The sequence below is a fragment of the Xanthomonas sp. WHRI 7065 genome (assembly GCF_040203115.2).
Taxonomy (GTDB): Bacteria; Pseudomonadota; Gammaproteobacteria; order Xanthomonadales; family Xanthomonadaceae; genus Xanthomonas; species Xanthomonas arboricola.
Genome location: NZ_CP168194.1, coordinates 3,197,457 through 3,215,127 on the forward strand (window position 1 = coordinate 3,197,457; position 17,671 = coordinate 3,215,127).

At 67.1% G+C, this 17,671-nt stretch carries 17 protein-coding genes; 5 read left to right on the forward strand and 12 right to left on the reverse strand.

Translation table 11 applies throughout. The features are described 5' to 3' along the window. Positions 1–7 precede the first annotated feature (7 nt). Together ABQY64_RS13410 and trpB are read right to left on the reverse strand one after the other, a co-directional pair. Positions 8–214 carry a hypothetical protein gene (locus tag ABQY64_RS13410; RefSeq protein WP_184229521.1) on the reverse strand — a complete coding sequence of 69 codons (207 nt, stop codon included), beginning with the start codon at positions 212–214 and terminating at the stop codon, positions 8–10. Beyond that, entirely contained in the window at positions 214–1,431 is a 1,218-nt protein-coding gene (trpB, locus tag ABQY64_RS13415) for a tryptophan synthase subunit beta (protein ID WP_039522203.1), read from the reverse strand. Before trpB ends, ABQY64_RS13410 begins: the two co-directional genes overlap by 1 nt. A 106-nt stretch (positions 1,432–1,537) precedes the next feature. On the opposite strand from trpB, the gene ABQY64_RS13420 reads away from it, so the two are divergent. Next, positions 1,538–2,458 (forward strand): LysR family transcriptional regulator, encoded by a 921-nt coding sequence (locus tag ABQY64_RS13420; protein WP_349780098.1) that lies wholly within the window; start codon positions 1,538–1,540, stop codon positions 2,456–2,458. 133 nt (positions 2,459–2,591) lie between these two features. Here the strand turns inward: ABQY64_RS13420 and ABQY64_RS13425 are convergent, their stop codons facing one another. The 9 genes from ABQY64_RS13425 to prmB form a co-directional block, all read right to left on the reverse strand. Further along, entirely contained in the window at positions 2,592–3,260 is a 669-nt protein-coding gene (locus ABQY64_RS13425) for a phosphoribosylanthranilate isomerase (protein WP_016903693.1), read from the reverse strand. Then, positions 3,257–4,030, reverse strand: coding sequence for a tRNA pseudouridine(38-40) synthase TruA (truA, locus tag ABQY64_RS13430; protein WP_039511003.1), 774 nt, complete (start codon positions 4,028–4,030; stop codon positions 3,257–3,259). Before truA ends, ABQY64_RS13425 begins: the two co-directional genes overlap by 4 nt. A gap of 38 nt (positions 4,031–4,068) precedes the next feature. Then, a complete protein-coding gene (locus ABQY64_RS13435) occupies positions 4,069–4,455 on the reverse strand; it encodes a VOC family protein (protein WP_039816390.1) in 387 nt (128 codons plus the stop codon). Then, positions 4,452–6,431 carry a FimV/HubP family polar landmark protein gene (locus tag ABQY64_RS13440; RefSeq protein ID WP_349780097.1) on the reverse strand — a complete coding sequence of 660 codons (1,980 nt, stop codon included), beginning with the start codon at positions 6,429–6,431 and terminating at the stop codon, positions 4,452–4,454. The genes ABQY64_RS13435 and ABQY64_RS13440 overlap by 4 nt, the downstream gene beginning before the upstream one ends. A gap of 219 nt (positions 6,432–6,650) precedes the next feature. Further along, the gene (locus ABQY64_RS13445; protein ID WP_349780096.1) at positions 6,651–7,676 is read right to left on the reverse strand and encodes an aspartate-semialdehyde dehydrogenase; all 1,026 of its coding nucleotides are present in this window, start codon (positions 7,674–7,676) and stop codon (positions 6,651–6,653) included. 86 nt (positions 7,677–7,762) lie between these two features. Continuing rightward, positions 7,763–8,845 (reverse strand): D-glycerate dehydrogenase, encoded by a 1,083-nt coding sequence (locus ABQY64_RS13450; RefSeq protein ID WP_104573559.1) that lies wholly within the window; start codon positions 8,843–8,845, stop codon positions 7,763–7,765. Continuing rightward, entirely contained in the window at positions 8,838–9,941 is a 1,104-nt protein-coding gene (gene aroC, locus ABQY64_RS13455) for a chorismate synthase (protein ID WP_065046457.1), read from the reverse strand. The genes ABQY64_RS13450 and aroC overlap by 8 nt, the downstream gene beginning before the upstream one ends. Further along, positions 9,931–10,419: a hypothetical protein gene (locus tag ABQY64_RS13460; RefSeq protein WP_104573560.1), complete on the reverse strand. Its 489-nt coding sequence runs from the start codon at positions 10,417–10,419 to the stop codon at positions 9,931–9,933. Before ABQY64_RS13460 ends, aroC begins: the two co-directional genes overlap by 11 nt. Further along, the gene (gene prmB, locus ABQY64_RS13465; protein WP_349780095.1) at positions 10,409–11,335 is read right to left on the reverse strand and encodes a 50S ribosomal protein L3 N(5)-glutamine methyltransferase; all 927 of its coding nucleotides are present in this window, start codon (positions 11,333–11,335) and stop codon (positions 10,409–10,411) included. The genes ABQY64_RS13460 and prmB overlap by 11 nt, the downstream gene beginning before the upstream one ends. An 80-nt stretch (positions 11,336–11,415) precedes the next feature. Here prmB and ABQY64_RS13470 point away from each other — a divergent pair, with 80 nt between their 5' ends. After that, entirely contained in the window at positions 11,416–12,066 is a 651-nt protein-coding gene (locus ABQY64_RS13470) for an SCO family protein (protein ID WP_024939548.1), read from the forward strand. Continuing rightward, positions 12,063–12,911: an archaetidylserine decarboxylase gene (gene asd / locus ABQY64_RS13475; RefSeq protein WP_115511296.1), complete on the forward strand. Its 849-nt coding sequence runs from the start codon at positions 12,063–12,065 to the stop codon at positions 12,909–12,911. The genes ABQY64_RS13470 and asd overlap by 4 nt, the downstream gene beginning before the upstream one ends. Positions 12,912–13,553: 642 nt before the next feature. Here the strand turns inward: asd and ABQY64_RS13480 are convergent. Beyond that, a complete protein-coding gene (locus ABQY64_RS13480; RefSeq protein WP_104554077.1) occupies positions 13,554–15,137 on the reverse strand; it encodes a transglycosylase SLT domain-containing protein in 1,584 nt (527 codons plus the stop codon). A 285-nt stretch (positions 15,138–15,422) separates the two neighbouring features. Here ABQY64_RS13480 and ABQY64_RS13485 point away from each other — a divergent pair, with 285 nt between their 5' ends. Both ABQY64_RS13485 and ABQY64_RS13490 read left to right on the forward strand, forming a co-directional pair. Beyond that, on the forward strand, positions 15,423–16,928 hold the full coding sequence (locus ABQY64_RS13485; protein ID WP_349780094.1) for a helicase HerA-like domain-containing protein: 1,506 nt from the start codon (positions 15,423–15,425) through the stop codon (positions 16,926–16,928). A gap of 26 nt (positions 16,929–16,954) precedes the next feature. After that, a complete protein-coding gene (locus tag ABQY64_RS13490; RefSeq protein WP_065032467.1) occupies positions 16,955–17,476 on the forward strand; it encodes a hypothetical protein in 522 nt (173 codons plus the stop codon). The last annotated feature ends 195 nt before the right edge of the window (positions 17,477–17,671 follow it).

The following is a 17,671-nucleotide window of genomic DNA, read 5'->3' on the forward strand; positions in this document are numbered from 1 at the left end:
GACCGCTTCAATGGATGTCCTGGTACATGGCAGGCGGCAGTTCGGCCAATGCCTGGGCCTCGACCTCGAGGTCGAAACTGTCCAGGCAGCAGCCGCAGCCGCTGTTCTCCGAGCAGCGGATCTGCGGCGCCCAGCGATCGAGCCAGGCGAACAGCAGCTCCTGCTCGCCCGGTTGGTCGGCCAGCGCGGTCACGGTGACGCGCCGCAGTGGCATCAGACCTGCACGCCTTCGCGCGCAGCGATGGTGTGTACGTCCTTGTCGCCGCGGCCGGACAGGTTGCACAGGATCAAGGCGTCCTTGGGCATCTCGCGCGCGAGCTTGATCGACTGCGCCACCGCGTGGCTGGATTCGAGCGCGGCCAGGATGCCTTCGGTATGCGCCAGCAGATGGAAGGCGGCCATCGCTTCGTCGTCAGTGATGCCCTGGTAGACCGCGCGGCCGCTGTCGGACAGGAACGAATGCTCCGGGCCCACGCCCGGGTAATCCAGGCCGGCGGAGATCGAATGGGTTTCGGTGATCTGGCCATCGTCGTCGCAGATCACATAGGTGCGGTTGCCATGCAGCACGCCGGGGCGCCCGGCCGCGATCGACGCCGCATGACGGCCGCTGGCGATGCCGTCGCCGGCCGCTTCGGCACCATAGATCTTGACGCCCGGGTCGTTGAGGAAGGCATGGAACAGGCCGATCGCATTGCTGCCGCCGCCGACGCAGGCGCTGATCGCGTCCGGCAGGCGGCCGAAGTCTTCCAGCATCTGCACGCGCGCTTCGCGGCCGACAATCGCATTGAAGTCACGCACCATGCGCGGATACGGATCCGGGCCGGCCACGGTGCCGATGATGTAGAAGGTGTCCTGCACGTTGGTGACCCAGTCGCGCATCGCCTCGTTGAGCGCGTCCTTGAGCGTGGCCGAGCCGGAGGTCACCGGGATCACCGTCGCGCCCAGCAACTTCATGCGGTAGACGTTGATCTTCTGCCGCTCGATGTCGGTGGCACCCATGTAGACCACGCACTCCAGGCCCAGCCGCGCGGCGACCGTGGCGCTGGCCACGCCATGCTGGCCGGCGCCGGTCTCGGCGATGATGCGGGTCTTGCCCATGCGGCTGGCCAGCAGGGCCTGGCCGATGGTGTTGTTGATCTTGTGCGCGCCGGTGTGGTTCAGGTCCTCGCGCTTGAGCAGGATCTGCGCACCGCCTACTTCGCGGCTCAGGCGCTCGGCGTGGTAAATCGGGCTGGGCCGGCCGACGTAATGCTTGAGGTCCTTGTCGTACTCGGCAATGAAGGCCGGATCCTGGCGCGCCTGGTCGTAGGCGGCAGCCAGTTCCTGCAACGGGCCGATCAAGGTCTCGGCGACGAACCGGCCACCGAACTTGCCGAAGTGGCCGGCAGCGTCCGGATAGGCGTGAAAGTCACTGATGGGCTGGGCCGACATGGGAATCCTCTGCAGCGATGCGGTCATACGAGAGGCATTACTGTAGCGCAGCCACGGCGCGCGATAAATCGATAAGATTGTCGCAACCTGTGACCTGGACTCACATATGAGCACCCTGCTTCCCCCGCTGGCAGCGCTGCGCGCGTTCGAATCCGCCGCGCGTCTGCAAAGCGTCAGCCGGGCCGCGCAGGAGTTGCACGTGACCCACGGCGCCATCAGCCGGCATGTGCGCTCGCTGGAACAGGCCCTGGGCGCGGCGCTGTTCACCCGCCAGGGCCGCGGCCTGGTGCTGACGCCCGCCGGCGCCCGGCTGCGTGATGCGACCGGCGAGGGCTTTGCGCTGATCGGCGACACCTGGGCGGCATTGCGTCGCCCCAGCAGCGAGGCGCCGCTGGTGCTGGGTTGCTCGGGCAGCCTGCTGGCGCGCTGGGTCATCCCGCGGCTGGGCCGGCTGCAGCGGGATCTGCCGCAGGTGCGCCTGCACCTGTCGGCCAACGAGCAGGCGCCCGGCCCGGATCTGGACGGCCTGGATGCGGCCCTGTTGCTGGACACCCCGCCCTGGCCAGGCGACTGGCAGGTGCACGAGCTGGGGGTGGAGTGGATCGGTCCGGTGATGAGTCCGCAGTTGGCATCTGCAACGCAGCTCGCTGGCAGAGCGCCTGCCGCCCTGCTCGATCACGCCTTGCTGCATACCCGCTCGCGCCCGCAGGCCTGGCCGGAATGGGCGCAAAGCCACGGCGTGGCAGCCGAAGCACTGCGCTTCGGCACCGAATTCGAACATCTGGTCTACCTGCTGGAAGCCGCCGCCGCCGGCCTGGGCGTGGCGATCGCACCGCAACCGCTGGTTGCCGCGGACCTGGCCGCCGGACGCCTGCTGGCGCCCTGGGGCTTCACGCCAACCCGCGGCCGCTGGGTGCTGTGCGCCGCAAGGCGCAACCCGGATCCACGCATCGAACAGCTCGCCGGCTGGTTGCGTAGCGCACTTTCAGAAGATCAGCAGCGCACCACGGATGCCGCAAGCGTCTAATTTGAAAGCTCAGTGGTCTGCGAAACAGCGACCGAACAATCGATCATCAGAGAAGCGAAAGATCTAGGGCAATCAAAAAAACGAAGCAGACTGCCTACTCCGATTCCCCAATCCCGATTCCCGACTCCCCAACTCACCCCATCTCGTGACAATCGGCCCGGCGCACTTCTTCGACGAACTTGCGCATCATGTGGCCGTCCTTGATGCCGGGCGCCAGCTCCACGCCGCTGGACACGTCCACGCCCCATGGCAGCGTTGCCACGATCGCATCGAACACATTGTCGGCGGTGATGCCGCCGGCCAGCAGAAACGGGCGATGCAGGCCGGTCGGCAGGCGCGACCAATCGAAGGTCTTGCCGGTACCGCCGCCTGCGCCGGGCGCATGGCTGTCGAACAGGAAACCGGCAGTATTGGGAAAGGCGAGCTGCAAGGTTCGCGCGTTGGCGTCCTCGCCGTTCATCCCGCCGCTGCCCATCGGCACCGCCTTCAGATACGGCAGGTTGAAGCTGCGGCAGAACGCGTCGTCTTCCTCGCCATGGAACTGCAGCAAGGTCGGACGTACGGTGCGCACCACCTCGCGCACTTCTTCCTTGGAGTTGTTGCGGAACAGCGCCACCACATCGACCATCGGCGCAGTGGCCTGGCGCATCGCGCGGGCTTCGGCCGGCGCCACGCGGCGCGGGCTGCCATGCGCAAAGATGAAACCTACCGCGTCCACACCCAGCTCGCCGGCCAGTCGAATATCACCGGCGCGGGTCATGCCACAGAACTTGATACGGGTGCGGTACAGCGATCGATTCATTGGGTTACCTCAGCGGGCAGATGCCACTCTGCGGGATACAGCGGCCCGATGAAGACCAGGCCTTGTGGCGGCGCTGTCGGCCCGGCCACCGTGCGGTCGCGGCCGGCCAGCAACGTCGCGATCCAGTCGCCCGGTTGTTCTCCGGTTCCGATCAGGATCAGCGAGCCAACAATATTCCGCACCATGTGATGAAGGAATGCATTGGCCTGGACCTGCACCTCCACCACCTCGCCGATGCGTTGCACGCTGATGGCCTGCAGGTTGCGGCGTGCATGCAGGGCCTGGCATTGCACGCTGCGAAATGCGCTGAAGTCGTTCTCGCCCAGCAAGGCCTGCGCGGCTGCGTGCATGGCATCGGCATCCAGCGGGCGCCGCTCCCAGCTCAAGGTCTGGCGATACAGCGCCGGGCGTATCTGCCGATTCAGCAGGCGATACCGGTAGCGGCGTGCGCGTGCGGAAAACCGCGCATGGAAGTCGGCGGCCGCCGGCACGCACCAGCGCACCGCGATCGAGGGCGGCAGGCGCGCGGTGGTGCCCAGCATCCAGCCACGCGGCGCGCGGCGCGCATCGCTGTCGAAATGCACCACTTGGCATTCGCCATGCACGCCGGCATCGGTGCGACCTGCGCACACCACCTGCACCGGAGCATCGGCCACCGAGGACAGCGCCGCCTGCAGGCTGGCCTGTACGCTTGGCCCGCCATGTTCCCCCAACTGCTGCCAGCCCTGAAACTCGCTGCCGTCGTACTCCACGCCCAGCGCGTAACGCATCGGAACCTGCCTGTTATCGAATCGATGGAGCGCGCGGACTAGCCGACCGCGCGCTCGGACCACACCGCCAGCGTGTTACCGCCCGGCTCGCGGAAATGAAAGCGGCTGCCGCCGGGAAAGCCGAACACCGGCTTGACGATCTCGCCACCGGCGGCAAGGATCTGCTCGGCCATGGGCTCCAGCGCGTCGGCATACAACACGACCAATGGGCCAGCGTCTGCCGGCGCTGCCGCAGTGGCGCGATAGAAACCGCCGTCCAGACGACCGTCGTTGAAGGCCAGGTAATCCGGGCCATAGGCCTGAAACTGCCAGCCGAACACGGCTTCGAAAAAGGCGCGACTGGCCTCCAGATCGAGCGAGGCGAATTCCACGTAATCGATGCGGCGCTCGCGCGCGGCGGCCATGCTGTCCAGCGCCGGACTCATGCCAGGCGTTCCAGCAGTTCGGCGGCCTCGGCGCGGCTGGCCTCGTCGCCGGTTGCCGCGACCTCTAGCAGCAGGCCGCGTGCAGTGTCCCTGTCGCCAAGGTCCATGTAGGCCACGGCCAGCTCCAGACGATCGCGCCCTGCCGAGACGAATTCCCTGCTGTTCACCGCGCTGGGCGCAGCAGCCGGCGCGATGGGGGCCGGATCGACATCCAGGCGGTCCTGCGTGGCGACCGACGCGGACGGCATGCCCAGCGCCAGATCATTGCTGGCATGCGCAACGTCACCGTACGGCAGTTGGCCGTCTTCCGGTTGCGCGTGCGCGGACCTCGGCGGCTCCGGCATCGCGTCCTCAGGCGCGACGAACGCCGGCTGCTCTACCGAAGGCGCTGGCGGCGCTGGCGGCGTTGCGCGCAGCGAGCGCCAGTCCTCGCTGGTGACCACCGGCGGCGCGGCGGCAGGCTCGGACAACAGCGGCTCGCGGCGCAGCACATCGGACAGCGGTTGCTGCGTCTGGTAGGCGCGTTCTTCTTCGCGTAGATCGGCCTGCTCGAATTCGGGGTCGTGCAGCACATCGTGTTCGCTGGGCACGGTGGCCTGCGCATCGTCCTGCGGTTCGGCGGCGTCTGCCGCGGCACCGACCGGCACGAAATCGAACTGACGCCGCGGCAACGGCGGCAGCGGCGAGGGTTTGCGCCGACGCGCCGCCAGCCAGGCGACGACTGCCGCGACGATCAACACCAGGCCACCGATCAGCCACAGCGGAAACCCGCTGCCCTGCTGTGCCGCAGCCGGCGTCTCCGACAGCCGCTTCTGCGCGGCCGCCAGGTCGGTGTCCTTCATGGCGATCAAGGCTTGCTGTTGCTGCTTGAGCTTTTCCAGATCGGCCACGCGGGTGCGCAGATCCTGCAATTCCGCATCGCGGGTGGCGATGTCTTCCCTGGCCTGTTGCAACTGTTGGTTGGCCGCCATGTCGCCCTCGCCTTCGGCACTGGTGCCGGACGTGGCGCCGGCGGTGTTGGTCTGACTCGCCACTGCAGGGGCGATCTCGAGCCGCGCGCCGGCACCTGCCGGGGCCGCCGCTGCGGCAGGCGCGGGTGTTGCAGCGGCAGCGCCGGCCTCAGCCGGCTGCGGAACCGCCGAGCGCGCCTGACGCCACTGCGCGGCCTGCTCGCGCACCATCACCGCCGCTTCGGCGGCGCCGACCTGCGCCAGCGCATCCTCCTGCGGGGTGCGCAGCACTGCGCCCTGCTTCAATCGATTGATGTTGCCGCCGATGAAGGCGTCCGGGTTGGTACGCAGCAGCGCCAGCATGGTCTGGTCGAGCGAATGCCCGCTGGAACGGGCCACCGCGGCAGCGATCTCCGACAAAGTCTGGCCCGAGCGCACCGCCGGCAACGCATCGCCGGCCGGCACCGGCGCGGCAGCGCGCGTGCTGGAACGCGTGCCGGGCGCCGCCGCGTCGGCGGCCTGCCCGGCGCGTTCGACAGCGGCTGCGGGCGCGGCGGCCGGTGCGCGTGCGATGGCGTTGCTGGCCCCGGCGCGCGGCGCCTCGATGCCTGGCTCGGCGATCGCCGCGGCGGTGTTGGGCGCATCGACCAATGCGGAATACTCGCGCACCAGCCGGCCCTGGCCCCACTCCACCTCGATCAGGAAGTTGATCGCCGGCTGCTCCACTGCCTGGCTGCTGGTCACACGGATCACCGCACGCCCGCGCGCGTCCTGCGCGAACTGGAACTGCAGGTTGCTGACCAGGCCCTGCGGGCGCTCCAGGCCGACCCGTGCAAACGTGGTGGCCGATGCCAGCGCCACGCGTGCGTTGTCGAGTTCGCCCGGCTCGTTGGAGATGACCGGGATCTCGGCCACCAATGGCTGCCCGGGCCTGGACAGCACCCGGATATCGCCCAAGCCCAACGCCATGGCAGCGCCACTGCAAGCCATCAGCAGCAGCGCACCTATCCCTTGTATCGGACGCATCGCGCCCCCGCCCCTATGTTTCATGGGCATCAATATAGCCGCTGCATGAGCGAAAAAGTCGGCGACCCGACGCAGAGCGCAGATGCCGCCGCGATGCCGCGATGCGACATGCATGCTGCAGGCCATCGACAGTGCATGGGTAGGAGCGCACTTGTGCGCGATGAGGCTTCACTGGGAGAGCTTCATCGCGCGCCAGCGCGCTCCTACGGAACTACCGCGTCAGCCTTCCTGTGCGACCAGCTCGGCCAGCTGCACGGCGTTGAGCGCGGCGCCCTTGCGGATGTTGTCCGAGACGATCCACAGATTCAGGCCGCGCGGATGCGACAGGTCCTCACGGATACGGCCGACGAACACCGCGTCCTTGCCGGAGGCATGCGTGACCGGCGTCGGGTAGCCGCCGGGCTTGCGCTCGTCCACCACTTCCAAGCCGGGCGATGCGGCCAGCAGCGCGCGCGCGTCTTCGACGCTGATCTTGTCGCGGGTTTCGATCGCCACCGCTTCGGAGTGACCGTAGAACACCGGCACGCGCACCGCGGTGGGATTCACCTGGATGGAGTCGTCGCCGAGGATCTTGCGCGTCTCCCAGACCAGCTTCATCTCTTCCTTGGTGTAGCCGTTGTCCTGGAAGTCGTCGATGTGCGGAATCAGGTTGAAGGCGATCTGCACCGGGAAACGCTGCGGGTCGATCTGCTGGAAGCTCAGCAGCTCGCTGGTCTGCTTGCCCAGCTCTTCCATCGCCGAACGCCCGCCGCCGGAGACCGACTGGTAGGTCGCCACATTGATGCGCTCGATGCCGTACTTGCGGTGGATCGGGCCGAGCGCGACCAGCATCTGCATGGTCGAGCAATTGGGGTTGGCGACGATGCCGCGCGGGCGCTGCTTCAGCGCTTCGGGATTGACCTCCGACACCACCAGCGGCACGTCGTCGTCGTAGCGGAACGCGGAGGAATTATCGATCACCACCGCGCCGGCGGCGGCGAACTTGGGGCCGTACTCCTTGGACACGCTGCCGCCTGCAGAGAACAGCGCGATGTCCACGCCGGTGGGATCGAAGTCGGCCAGGTCCAGCACATCGACCTTGCCGCCATTGAACTCCACCTGCCCGCCGGCCGAGCGCGCCGAGGCCAGCGCGTACAGGGTGGCGACCGGGAAGTTGCGCTCGGCCAGGATGCTCAGCATGGTCTCGCCGACAGCGCCGGTGGCGCCCACGACCGCGACGTTGAAACGACGGTTTTCGTTGCTCATGAGATTGTCTTTATCGAATAAGGAAAGTGGGGAACGCGCTTGCGCAGTGGGTTCGGGGAACCTCCAAAGCTGGCCGCGGAGGTTCCCTATCGTTTGGTCGTGATGGTTTTGCCGGTGCCGGTGCCGGTGCTGGTCGCTACGCCAGCGCGCGCGCCGCCCTGTTTGGCAGCAGCCACCGCATCGGCATTCAGCGCGCTCGGCGGATGCCCGGCATTGGGGCCTTGGCCCAGCGCGGCAATCAGGTTATCCACCGCCAGCTGCACCATCGCGCGGCGCGTGGCCAGGCTGGCGCTGCCGATATGCGGGGTGAGCACGACGTTGCGCAGGGCCAGCAGCTCGGGACGGACGGACGGCTCGCCTTCGTAGACATCCAGGCCGGCACCGGCCAGGCGCCCGTTGGCGAGCGCATCGGCCAGCGCGATTTCATCGACCAGGCCGCCGCGCGCGATATTCACCAGCGTGGCGGTGGGGCGCATCTTGCCCAGTGCCGCGGCATCGATGATGTGGTGCGAGTCCTTGGTGTAGGGCAGCACCAGCACCAGGTGATCGGACTGCGCCAGTAACGTATCGAGGTCCACGTACTGCGCGCCGAGCGCCTGTTCGGTGGTGGCCGGCAGCTGGCTGCGGTTGTGGTACAGCACGCGCATGCCGAAGCCATGCGCGCCGCGGCGGGCGATGCCCTGCCCGATCCGGCCCATGCCCAGGATGCCCAGCGTGCTGCCGTGGAGATCGGCACCGAGCATGGTCTTGAACGACCACTGCCCCCACTGCCCGTCGCGCAGCCAGCGCTCGGCTTCGGTGATGCGGCGCGCAGTGGCCATCAGCAAGGCAAAGCCGAGATCGGCCGTGGTCTCGGTCAGTACATCCGGGGTGTTGCTGGCCAGGATGCCGGCCGCGCTGAGCGCATCCAGATCCAGGTTGTTGTAGCCCACGCCGACGTTGGCGATCGCGCGCAGTTGCGGCGCAGAGGCGATTTCCGCCGCGCCGATACGCTCATTGAGGGTGATCAGCGCACCGTCCAGCGATGCCAGCCGCGCAGCCAGCTCGGCCGGCGAATACGCGGTGACGCGCGCAGTGGTGGTCAGCTCGAAATGCTCGCCCAACTGCGCGACGACATCGTCGAACAGCGGCTGGCTGACCCACACCTTGGCGCGGGGCGACTCAGACATCGGCCTGACCGGGAATGCGTGGCGTCACCTCGCCGACATCGCCGCACTGGGCGCGATGACGCAAGGCCTGGTCCATCAACACCAGCGCCATCATCGCCTCGGCGATCGGGGTGGCGCGGATGCCGACGCAGGGGTCGTGGCGGCCGGTGGTGATCACATCGACCACCGCGCCGTCCGCGTCCACGGTCGCGCCGGGCAGACGCAGGCTGGAGGTCGGCTTGAGCACCATCGAGGCGGTGATCGCCTGGCCGGTGGAAATGCCGCCCAGGATGCCGCCGGCATGATTGCTGAGAAAGCCTTCCGGGGTGATCAGGTCGCGGTGTTCGGTGCCCTTCTGCGCGGCGCTGGCGAAACCGTCGCCGATCTCCACGCCCTTGACCGCATTGATGCTCATCAAGGCGGCGGCCAGTTCGGCATCGAGCTTGCCGTAGATCGGCTCGCCCCAGCCCGCCGGCACGCCACCGGCCACCACGTCCACGCGCGCACCGACCGAATCGCCGGACTTGCGCAGCGCGTCCATGTAGGTTTCCAGCTCCGGCACCTGCTCGGCATGCGGCCAGAAAAACGGATTGTCCTCGACCGCATTCCAGTCGAAACCGGTCGGGCGGATCTCGCCCAGCTGCGATAGAAATCCACGCACCAGCACGCCGTAGCGCTGCTTGAGCCACTTCTTGGCGATCACCCCGGCGGCCACACGCATGGTGGTCTCGCGCGCGGACGAACGCCCGCCGCCGCGCGGATCGCGGATGCCGTACTTCTGCCAATAGGTGTAGTCGGCGTGCCCGGGACGGAACTGCTGGGCGATGTTGCTGTAGTCCTTGCTGCGCTGATCGGTGTTGCGGATCAGCAGGCCGATCGGCGTGCCGGTGGTCCGGCCTTCATAGACGCCGGACAGGATCTCGATCTCGTCGGCTTCGCGGCGCGCCGAGGTATGCCGGCTCTTACCGGATGCACGCCGCTGCAGATCGTGGGTGAATTCTTCCGGCGAGATCTCCAGGCCCGGCGGGCAACCGTCGACCACGCAGCCGATCGCCGGCCCGTGCGACTCGCCGAAGGTGGTGACCGTCAACAGGCGGCCGAAACTGTTACTGCCCATGACGGCATCCTCTCAACATTGCAGCAGGTGGCGTGGCGCGCAGGATGCGCGGCAGGTGACGTGCCGCCACCAGCATCGGTGCCACCGCCAACAGGCCGCTGAACACCAGCACAAAGACATCCAGCTTTTTGCGCCCACTCAGCAGCCAATCGGCGAGCAGGTGCAGCGCAACGCCAGTTCCGACCAGCAGGCCGAGTGCCACAATGAGCGTGCGGCACCGATGCGCACGCAAGGCCGCATCCGAACTGACCACCACGATCCACGCCGAAACCAGGCCGAAAAACGCCATCAGGCCGAAGCCGATCTCCGCCCCCGCCCTAAACAAGCGCTGTGGCAAGGGACCGCCGTACATCGGGTCGAACAGGCGGTACACCACGTCGATCAAACTGAGCGGAATGCCGACGCCAAAAATGGACACCGGCACCAGCAACAGCAGATCGCTCAGCTGCGGCCGCGCGATGGACGATTCAGCGCGCACTGGCCAGCTCGGCGATGCGGGCGCCGTGCGCGATCAACTCGCGGCATTCGACCGCGAAGATGCCCATCTGCCCCACCTTGAACTCGACCCAGGCCAGATCCACTTCCGGCAGCAGCTTGATCAGGTGCTGCTCGGACTCGCCCACTTCGCAGATCAGCAGGCCATCTTCGCTGAGGTGCTGCGGCGCATCGCGCAGGATCTTCAGCACCAGATCCAGGCCGTCGTCGCCCGCACGCAGACCCAGCTCCGGCTCGTAGGAATACTCCTGCGGCAGCGCGTCGGTTTCGTCGTTGGTGACATACGGCGGATTGGTGACGATCAGGTCGTACTGGCGGCCACCCAGCCCGGCGAACAGGTCCGACTTGAGCAGGGTGACATTGTCGGCATGCAGGCGCGCCTTGTTTTGGGCGGCCAGTGCCAGCGCGTCGTCGCTGATGTCCACGCCGTCCACGTCCCACTGCGGGTTGTAGTGGCCCATGGCGATCGCGATGCAGCCCGAACCGGTGCACAGGTCCAGCGCGCGGGTGACTTCGCGGCCGCCCAGCCAGGGCTCGAAGCCGGCCTCGATCAGCTCGGCGATCGGCGACCGCGGCACCAGCGCACGCGCATCGCTCTTGAAGCTCAGCCCGGCGAACCAGGCCTCGCCGGTCAGGTACGCCGCCGGTACGCGCTCGTTGATGCGGCGCTCGAACAGGCCCAGTACCTGCTCCTTTTCCGAGCGCAGCAGGCGCGCCTGGCCATAGGCCGGGCCCAGATCGTGCGGCAGATGCAGGCTGTGCAGGACCAGCTGGGTGGCCTCGTCCAGCGCATTGTCGTAGCTATGGCCGAAGGTCAGACCGGCTGCATTGAAACGGCTGGTGCCGTAGCGGATCAGGTCGATGATGGTGTGCAGTTCGTCGGCCGCGGCGGCAGTCATGGCAACAACTAAAGAGGAATCGGCCCACGATTATAGAGGTCGGATCGGTATCATGAGCGTCCGTTGCACTGGAAACCGCCATGTTCAATCGCAATACCGGCATCGTGCTGCTGGTGGCGCTGGCCGCCGGCCTGGGGCTGTTGCTGGGCCAGAAGTTTCTCGGCGCCGCGCCCAGCTCGCCCTGGCCGCCTACCCGCACCATCACCTTTTATCCGCAGCCACGCACGCTGCCGCAGTTCAGCCTGCGCCAGTCCGACGGCACCCAGCTGGTACCCGGTGAGCTGAAGGGACATTGGACGCTGGTGTTCCTGGGCTTCACCTTCTGCCCGGACGTCTGCCCGACCACGCTGACCGATCTGGCGGTGGCGCAGCAGCAGTGGGAAAGCATCCCGGATGGCCTGCGCCCGCGCGTGCTGTTCGTGTCGGTAGACCCGCAGCGCGACCCGCCGGCACGCCTGGGCGAATATGCGCATGCCTTCCACAAGGACACCCTGGCCGCCACCGCCGAGGTGCCGGCGCTGCAGCGCTTCGCCACCGCGCTGGGCTTCGTGTTCCAGAAAGTGCCGGGCAAGGGCTTTGCGGACAATCCCAACGACTACAGCATGGATCACTCTGCCGGCATCGCCGTGCTCGACCCGCAGGGCCGTCTGGCCGGGCTGATCCGTCCCCCGCTCGACCCCAAGGCGATCGCCGCCGACCTCCAGCAACTGACCAAGGTAACCGCTCCGTGAGTCTCGTCACTTCCCTGACCTACGTGCTGCCGCACCGGTTGCTGTCCTCGCTGGCGCGTGCGCTGGCCTATTCCGATACGCCGTCCACCAAGCAATGGTTGATCGACACGGTCACGCGCAAGTTCGGCGTGGACCTGGGCGAGGCACTGGAACCGGACCCGCGCGCCTATCCCACCTTCAATGCATTCTTCACCCGCGCCTTGAAGCCGGGCGCACGCGTGCCCGACGCCGATCCTGCGGCGCTGCTGATGCCCGCCGACGGGCGCATCAGCCAGCTCGGCCCGATCGAGAACGGCCGCATTTTCCAGGCCAAGGGGCAGTCGTTCACTACCGCCGAATTGCTCGGCGACGCCGAAGCGGCGCAGCCGTTCAACGACGGCCTGTTCGCTACCGTCTACCTCTCGCCCAAGGACTACCACCGCGTGCATATGCCGTGGACCGGCACCCTGCGCGAGACTGTGCACGTACCCGGCCGCTTGTTCAGCGTCGGCCCGGATGCGGTGCGCAATGTGCCGCGGCTGTTCGCGCGCAACGAGCGCCTGGTCTGCCACTTCGACACCGACTTCGGCCCGATGGTCTCGGTGATGGTGGGCGCGCTGCTGGTGTCGGGCGTGGAAACGGTGTGGAGCGGCGTGGAGATCCCGCGCTACGGCGACCGCATCACGCGCAAGGACTATCACGGCAAGGGCATCGTGCTGGAGCGGTTTGCAGAGATGGCGCGCTTCAATTACGGCTCGACCGTGATCGTGCTGCTGCCGCCCGGTGTCGCAAAGCTCGATGGCGGACTTGCCGCGGAGACATCGGTGCGCCTGGGGCAAGCGCTCGCCCGTCGCCAGGTAGGATGATCACGGCGGCGCGCCTGCGATGCCTGCTTCGGTTGCAAGTGATGCAACGCAGCGACGCCCTCATAGGAGCGGGCCTGACCGCGACAGGGCCTTCTCGACGACGTTCAATGCGCAGACGCATGTCGCACTCCCAGTCTTCGATGTAGAGCGTTCTCGCCTGCGCTGGAACTACCGGGACTGCTTCGTCGCGGCCAGGTCCGCTCCTACAATGGCGCAGCCTGGCGCAGTGCCCCGATGCGGTACGCCCGCATTGGTCAATGATCCCGCTGATCAGCTCGACGGCCTGTTCCGAGCAAGAACACTTGTCCGCGGCGAAACGCCACCATGACAGCGGCATCGCACTCAGGCTCGCTCGCTACAAGACCGATGCCCACTCCGGCTCCCACAAAAACGATGCGGGTGTAGGAGCGGGCCCGACCGCGACATGGCATTCGCAGCGAGACTGGGGGCGCTTGCGCCTTTCTGACTCCAGCCTCCGATTCGGAACTGCCTTGCCTGTGCCGATGAAGCTACCGGGACTGCCTCGTCGCGGCCGGGTCCGCTCCTACGGGGGCGCCCGACCGCTTCTAACGGAGCGCGGCCCGGCGCAGCTCTCCGAGCAGTTGGCCGATGCTCTAACGCACGCGGTACTGCAAGCGCTGCTCAGCGATCGCAACCGGCCAGCTTGATGCTTTGCCCTGGCTTGAGCGCATACGACGGCGCCTTCAGGCCATTGGCCTTGGCCAGCTCCTTGATCTCGCACTGGTACTTCTGCGCGACGCGGCCGAGCGTGTCGCCCCTGGCGATGGTGTAGCTGCGCGCCTGCCTGGCCTTGGGCTTGGCGATCGCCGGCTGGCCGGTAGCCACGGTGGTCGGCACGCCGGCCATCGGGCTGACATCGCCCACCGCCACGCTGGGCACGTACTCGGGGGCGCTGCTGCTGCGCACGATTGCGCTGTTGAGATCGGCGGTGATCAGCGTGCGCGCCAGGTCCGCGCGCGGGCCGTTCACGCAGTAGCGCGTGTACAGGCTGACGATGCGGTTGGTGGCGTTGATGACGGTGCCGGCCGGGATCCAGCCATCGGATTCATAGCGCGGGTTGAGGTTGCGCAGCGCGCGCATGTAACCGTCGCGCGTGCCCATGCTGCCCAGGCAGATGGTGAGTTCGTAGATGGTGGTCGACTTGGCCAGCTTCAGCGTGGCCGGCTGCGCGTCGAGCTTGGCGAAGTCCACGCCGTACTGGCGCGGGTGCAGGAAGATCCACGCCGCGGCGATCACCATCGGCACGTAGTCCTTGGTTTCGGCCGGGAACTGGTTGTAGACATCTTGTTCCCAGAACCCGCGCCCGCCGCTTTGCGAGAACACGCGCGCGGCACGGCCTTCGCCACCGTTGTAGGCGGCCAGCGCCAGTTCGATGTTGCGGTTGAGCCCGGCCATGCGCTCGTTGAGGTAGGCAGCGCTGGCTTCGGCGGCGCTGCGTGCATCAAAGCGCGTGTCGAAGCCGGTGCCGTCCGGACCCAGCCCGAAGCGACGCCCGGTGGCCGGCATGAATTGCATCAACCCGGCCGCGCCGGCACGCGAGCTGGCGTGCACCTTGCCGTTGGATTCCTTGGCCATGATGCCGAACAGCAGCGCCTCGGGCAGGCCGCGCTTCTGCCATTCCGGCCACATCACCCCGCGCAGGTTGCTGTAGTTCTCGTAGCTGGTCAGCAGCGCCGGGCGCATATCGGTCAGCCAGCGGCGGATGCCGGCCTGTACGGCAGGGTTGTACTGCACCATCTTGTCGAAATCGTGGCGCTGGTCGTTGAGCAGCGTGGCGGCACGCGCCGCCTCGGGCACGCCGTTCGCCGCCGGGCCGAGGTGGTCCGGGTCGGCCTGCAGCAGGGTGTCGTCGTCCTGCGGATCTTCGGCGGCCGGTGCTTCGGCATCGGCGCGCGCCTTCAGCAGGCGCTTGTAGGTGGCCAGCTGATTGGCGACCAGGCAGCCGCGCTGCTTGATGCAGGCGTCGATGACGTCTTCCATGTCCTCCAGCGCGGCATCGCCTTCGGCGGTGCCCTTGGGGTCGGAGTTGTTCACCAGTACCAGCGCATCGCGGTAACGCTTTTCGGCGGCGGCCATGCGGGCATCGAGCACGGCGGCCTTCTCCGTGTCGCGTTTGGAAATGGCGTGGGCAGCGGGGACGACAGACATCAGCGCCACCACGACCAGAACCGGCCATGGGCGCAAACCAAAATGAGCGAGCGGCATCGTAGGCAGTACAGCGGAAAGGCAGGCAGGGTAGCCGCCGGGGCGACACCGGGGCAAGGCGGCGGGGCCGTCAGGGTTAGTGGGCCGTTAGCTTGGCGGTGGCGCAGCGCGCCTGGAATGCCTTGAGGAAGGGCAGCAAGCGGCTGGCACACCGGCGGCGTCATTGCAGTGCCTGTCGGCGGCAGGCAGTCGGACAGCGCCGTCGAAATCCGGGGGCAAGCCCCCGCCCGGTTTGCCCGGCCGGATTGCCCGCTAGAATCCGGCGTTTCCCACCGGATCTACGCTATGGCCTCGTTCCTGCTCGGCAAAGGCGTCACCGACGACATCCCGGTCGTGCTGGAAGGGCGCTTCGGCAATCGCCACGGACTGGTGGCAGGCGCCACCGGCACCGGCAAGACCGTGACCTTGATGACCCTGGCCGAAGGCTTCTCGCGCATGGGTGTACCGGTGTTCCTGGCCGACGTGAAAGGCGATGTCGCTGGCCTGGCGGTGGCAGGCGACGGCGCCGCCGGCGTGCTGCAGCGCGCCACGGAGATCGGCATCGCCGACTACGCGCCGGCCGCCAGCCCGGTGGTGTTCTGGGATCTGTACGGCCAACTCGGCCACCCGGTGCGCACCACCGTCAGCGAGATGGGCCCTGCCCTGCTGGCGCGCATTCTGGAACTCAACGACACCCAGTCCGGCGTGCTCGACATCGTGTTCAAGCTGGCCGACGACCGTGGCCTGCTGTTGCTGGACCTGGACGACCTGCGCGCGCTGCTTGGGTTGGTGGTGGAAGAACGCAAGGAACTGTCCACCAGTTACGGACTGGTCTCCAGCCAGTCGGTGGCTGCGATCCAGCGCGCCCTGCTGCGGCTGGCGCAGGACGGTGGCGAGCACTTCTTCGGCGAGCCGGCGCTGGAGCTGGCCGACCTGATGCGCGTGTTTGCGGACGGCCGTGGTGTGATCGGCATCCTGGCGGCCAATCAACTGGTGCTCAAGCCGAAGCTGTATTCCACCTTCCTGCTGTGGCTGCTGTCGGAACTGTTCGAGCGTCTGCCCGAGGTGGGCGACCTGGAACACCCCAAGCTGGTGTTCGTATTCGACGAAGCGCATCTGCTGTTCGACGATGCGCCGGCTGCGCTGGTGCAGCGGATCGAGCAGGTGGTCCGGCTGATCCGCTCCAAGGGCGTGGGCGTGTATTTCTGCTCGCAGTTTCCCGACGACATTCCGGACAACATCCTCGGCCAGCTCGGCAACCGCGTGCAGCATGCCCTGCGTGCGTTCACCCCGCGCGACCAGAAGGCGGTCAAGACCGCGGCGCAGACCTTCGTGGCCAATCCCAAGCTCGATGTGGCCAAGGCGATCTCCAGCCTGGGCACCGGCGAAGCGCTGGTGTCGCCGCTGCAAGGCAAGGGCGTGCCGGCACCGGTGCAGCAAACGCTCATCGCCCCGCCACGCTGCCGCATGGGCGCCATCAGCGAGACCGAACGCGCGCAGGTGCGCGCGGCCAGCCCGGTCGGCACCCGCTACGACACCGCGATCAACCGCGAATCGGCTGCCGAGCTGCTGGCGCGCCGCGTCGAACAGGTCGCCGAACACAACGCCGCACCGCCGGCACGCACCCGCGAAGATGACGATGCGCACGACAGCGGCTTCAGCAAGGCGGTCAAGGACGCGGTGTTCGGCACCAGCCGCCGCCAGGGCATGCTCGAAGCAATGGCCAAACAGACCTCGCGCACGGTGGGCAACAAGATCGGCCAGCAGATCGTGCGCGGCATCTTCGGTAGTATTTTTGGCGGGAAGCGCTGAACCCAGACATCCAATGAGGAGGCACCATGAGCAAGGAGGCCAAGAAGACCCTGCTGGCCTGCACGATTGCCATCGTGCTTGTCGTCGTCAGCACGGCCTCAGCTGAACAGAAAGATCAGAGTGACCTTTGGCCTCTAAAGCGGCAGCAGGTACTGACTGGCACCTACACAGGGCAACTCACCTCCTACACGCAAGACTGCCAGACTGTCCGCGCCGAGCTTTTTCTTTCGATGCCGACTCCGAGCGGAAACATGCAGCGTTACACGTTAAAAACCACATGCATCGCTGGCAACCAGCTGAACGGCCCACCCCGAACGATTACCGGCGCCTGGGACATGGACGAGGCGAGCGGTAGCTGTCTGGTGCTCAACTTCATGGACGTCGACGATCCGATGGTCGGACCGAACATATACGGGTTTGCCGTCGAAGAGGATCTTCTCCCCTCGGACCAAAAGCACCCCATCTACGTTCTCGCTCAAGACGGCCATAACTGCCACAGCGGCAGATCACCGGAATACGACGACAAGGTGCTCAGAAGGGTGCGCTGACAACGGCACACCCTGGTTTGCGCGAAGGACTGTGGCCAGTAAAGGCCAGTCTTTTTCAATAAGCTGGCTATCTACAGTTCTGCTTCTACGTACCACGGGCACTGACGCGCTAGAAGCGCAACTTTGCAGTCATTGCAAAACTCCGACGCGATATCTCCGCCGCCTGGCAACGCCCGTGCTCCAGCAAAGCTCATG

What these genes read in the sequence shown, in the direction of transcription:
- aroC (WP_065046457.1), bottom strand. Translation starts at nt 9,941, where the DNA reads ATGGGCAGTAACAGTTTCGGCCGCCTGTTGACGGTCACCACCTTCGGC.
- ABQY64_RS13435 (WP_039816390.1), bottom strand. Translation starts at nt 4,455, where the DNA reads ATGAGTCCGGCGCTGGACAGCATGGCCGCCGCGCGCGAGCGCCGCATC.
- ABQY64_RS13410 (WP_184229521.1), bottom strand. Translation starts at nt 214, where the DNA reads ATGCCACTGCGGCGCGTCACCGTGACCGCGCTGGCCGACCAACCGGGC.
- ABQY64_RS13420 (WP_349780098.1), top strand. Translation starts at nt 1,538, where the DNA reads ATGAGCACCCTGCTTCCCCCGCTGGCAGCGCTGCGCGCGTTCGAATCC.
- ABQY64_RS13470 (WP_024939548.1), top strand. Translation starts at nt 11,416, where the DNA reads ATGTTCAATCGCAATACCGGCATCGTGCTGCTGGTGGCGCTGGCCGCC.
- ABQY64_RS13450 (WP_104573559.1), bottom strand. Translation starts at nt 8,845, where the DNA reads ATGTCTGAGTCGCCCCGCGCCAAGGTGTGGGTCAGCCAGCCGCTGTTC.
- trpB (WP_039522203.1), bottom strand. Translation starts at nt 1,431, where the DNA reads ATGTCGGCCCAGCCCATCAGTGACTTTCACGCCTATCCGGACGCTGCC.
- ABQY64_RS13485 (WP_349780094.1), top strand. Translation starts at nt 15,423, where the DNA reads ATGGCCTCGTTCCTGCTCGGCAAAGGCGTCACCGACGACATCCCGGTC.
- ABQY64_RS13490 (WP_065032467.1), top strand. Translation starts at nt 16,955, where the DNA reads ATGAGCAAGGAGGCCAAGAAGACCCTGCTGGCCTGCACGATTGCCATC.
- ABQY64_RS13440 (WP_349780097.1), bottom strand. Translation starts at nt 6,431, where the DNA reads ATGCGTCCGATACAAGGGATAGGTGCGCTGCTGCTGATGGCTTGCAGT.
- prmB (WP_349780095.1), bottom strand. Translation starts at nt 11,335, where the DNA reads ATGACTGCCGCCGCGGCCGACGAACTGCACACCATCATCGACCTGATC.
- ABQY64_RS13480 (WP_104554077.1), bottom strand. Translation starts at nt 15,137, where the DNA reads ATGCCGCTCGCTCATTTTGGTTTGCGCCCATGGCCGGTTCTGGTCGTG.
- truA (WP_039511003.1), bottom strand. Translation starts at nt 4,030, where the DNA reads ATGCGTTACGCGCTGGGCGTGGAGTACGACGGCAGCGAGTTTCAGGGC.
- ABQY64_RS13445 (WP_349780096.1), bottom strand. Translation starts at nt 7,676, where the DNA reads ATGAGCAACGAAAACCGTCGTTTCAACGTCGCGGTCGTGGGCGCCACC.
- ABQY64_RS13425 (WP_016903693.1), bottom strand. Translation starts at nt 3,260, where the DNA reads ATGAATCGATCGCTGTACCGCACCCGTATCAAGTTCTGTGGCATGACC.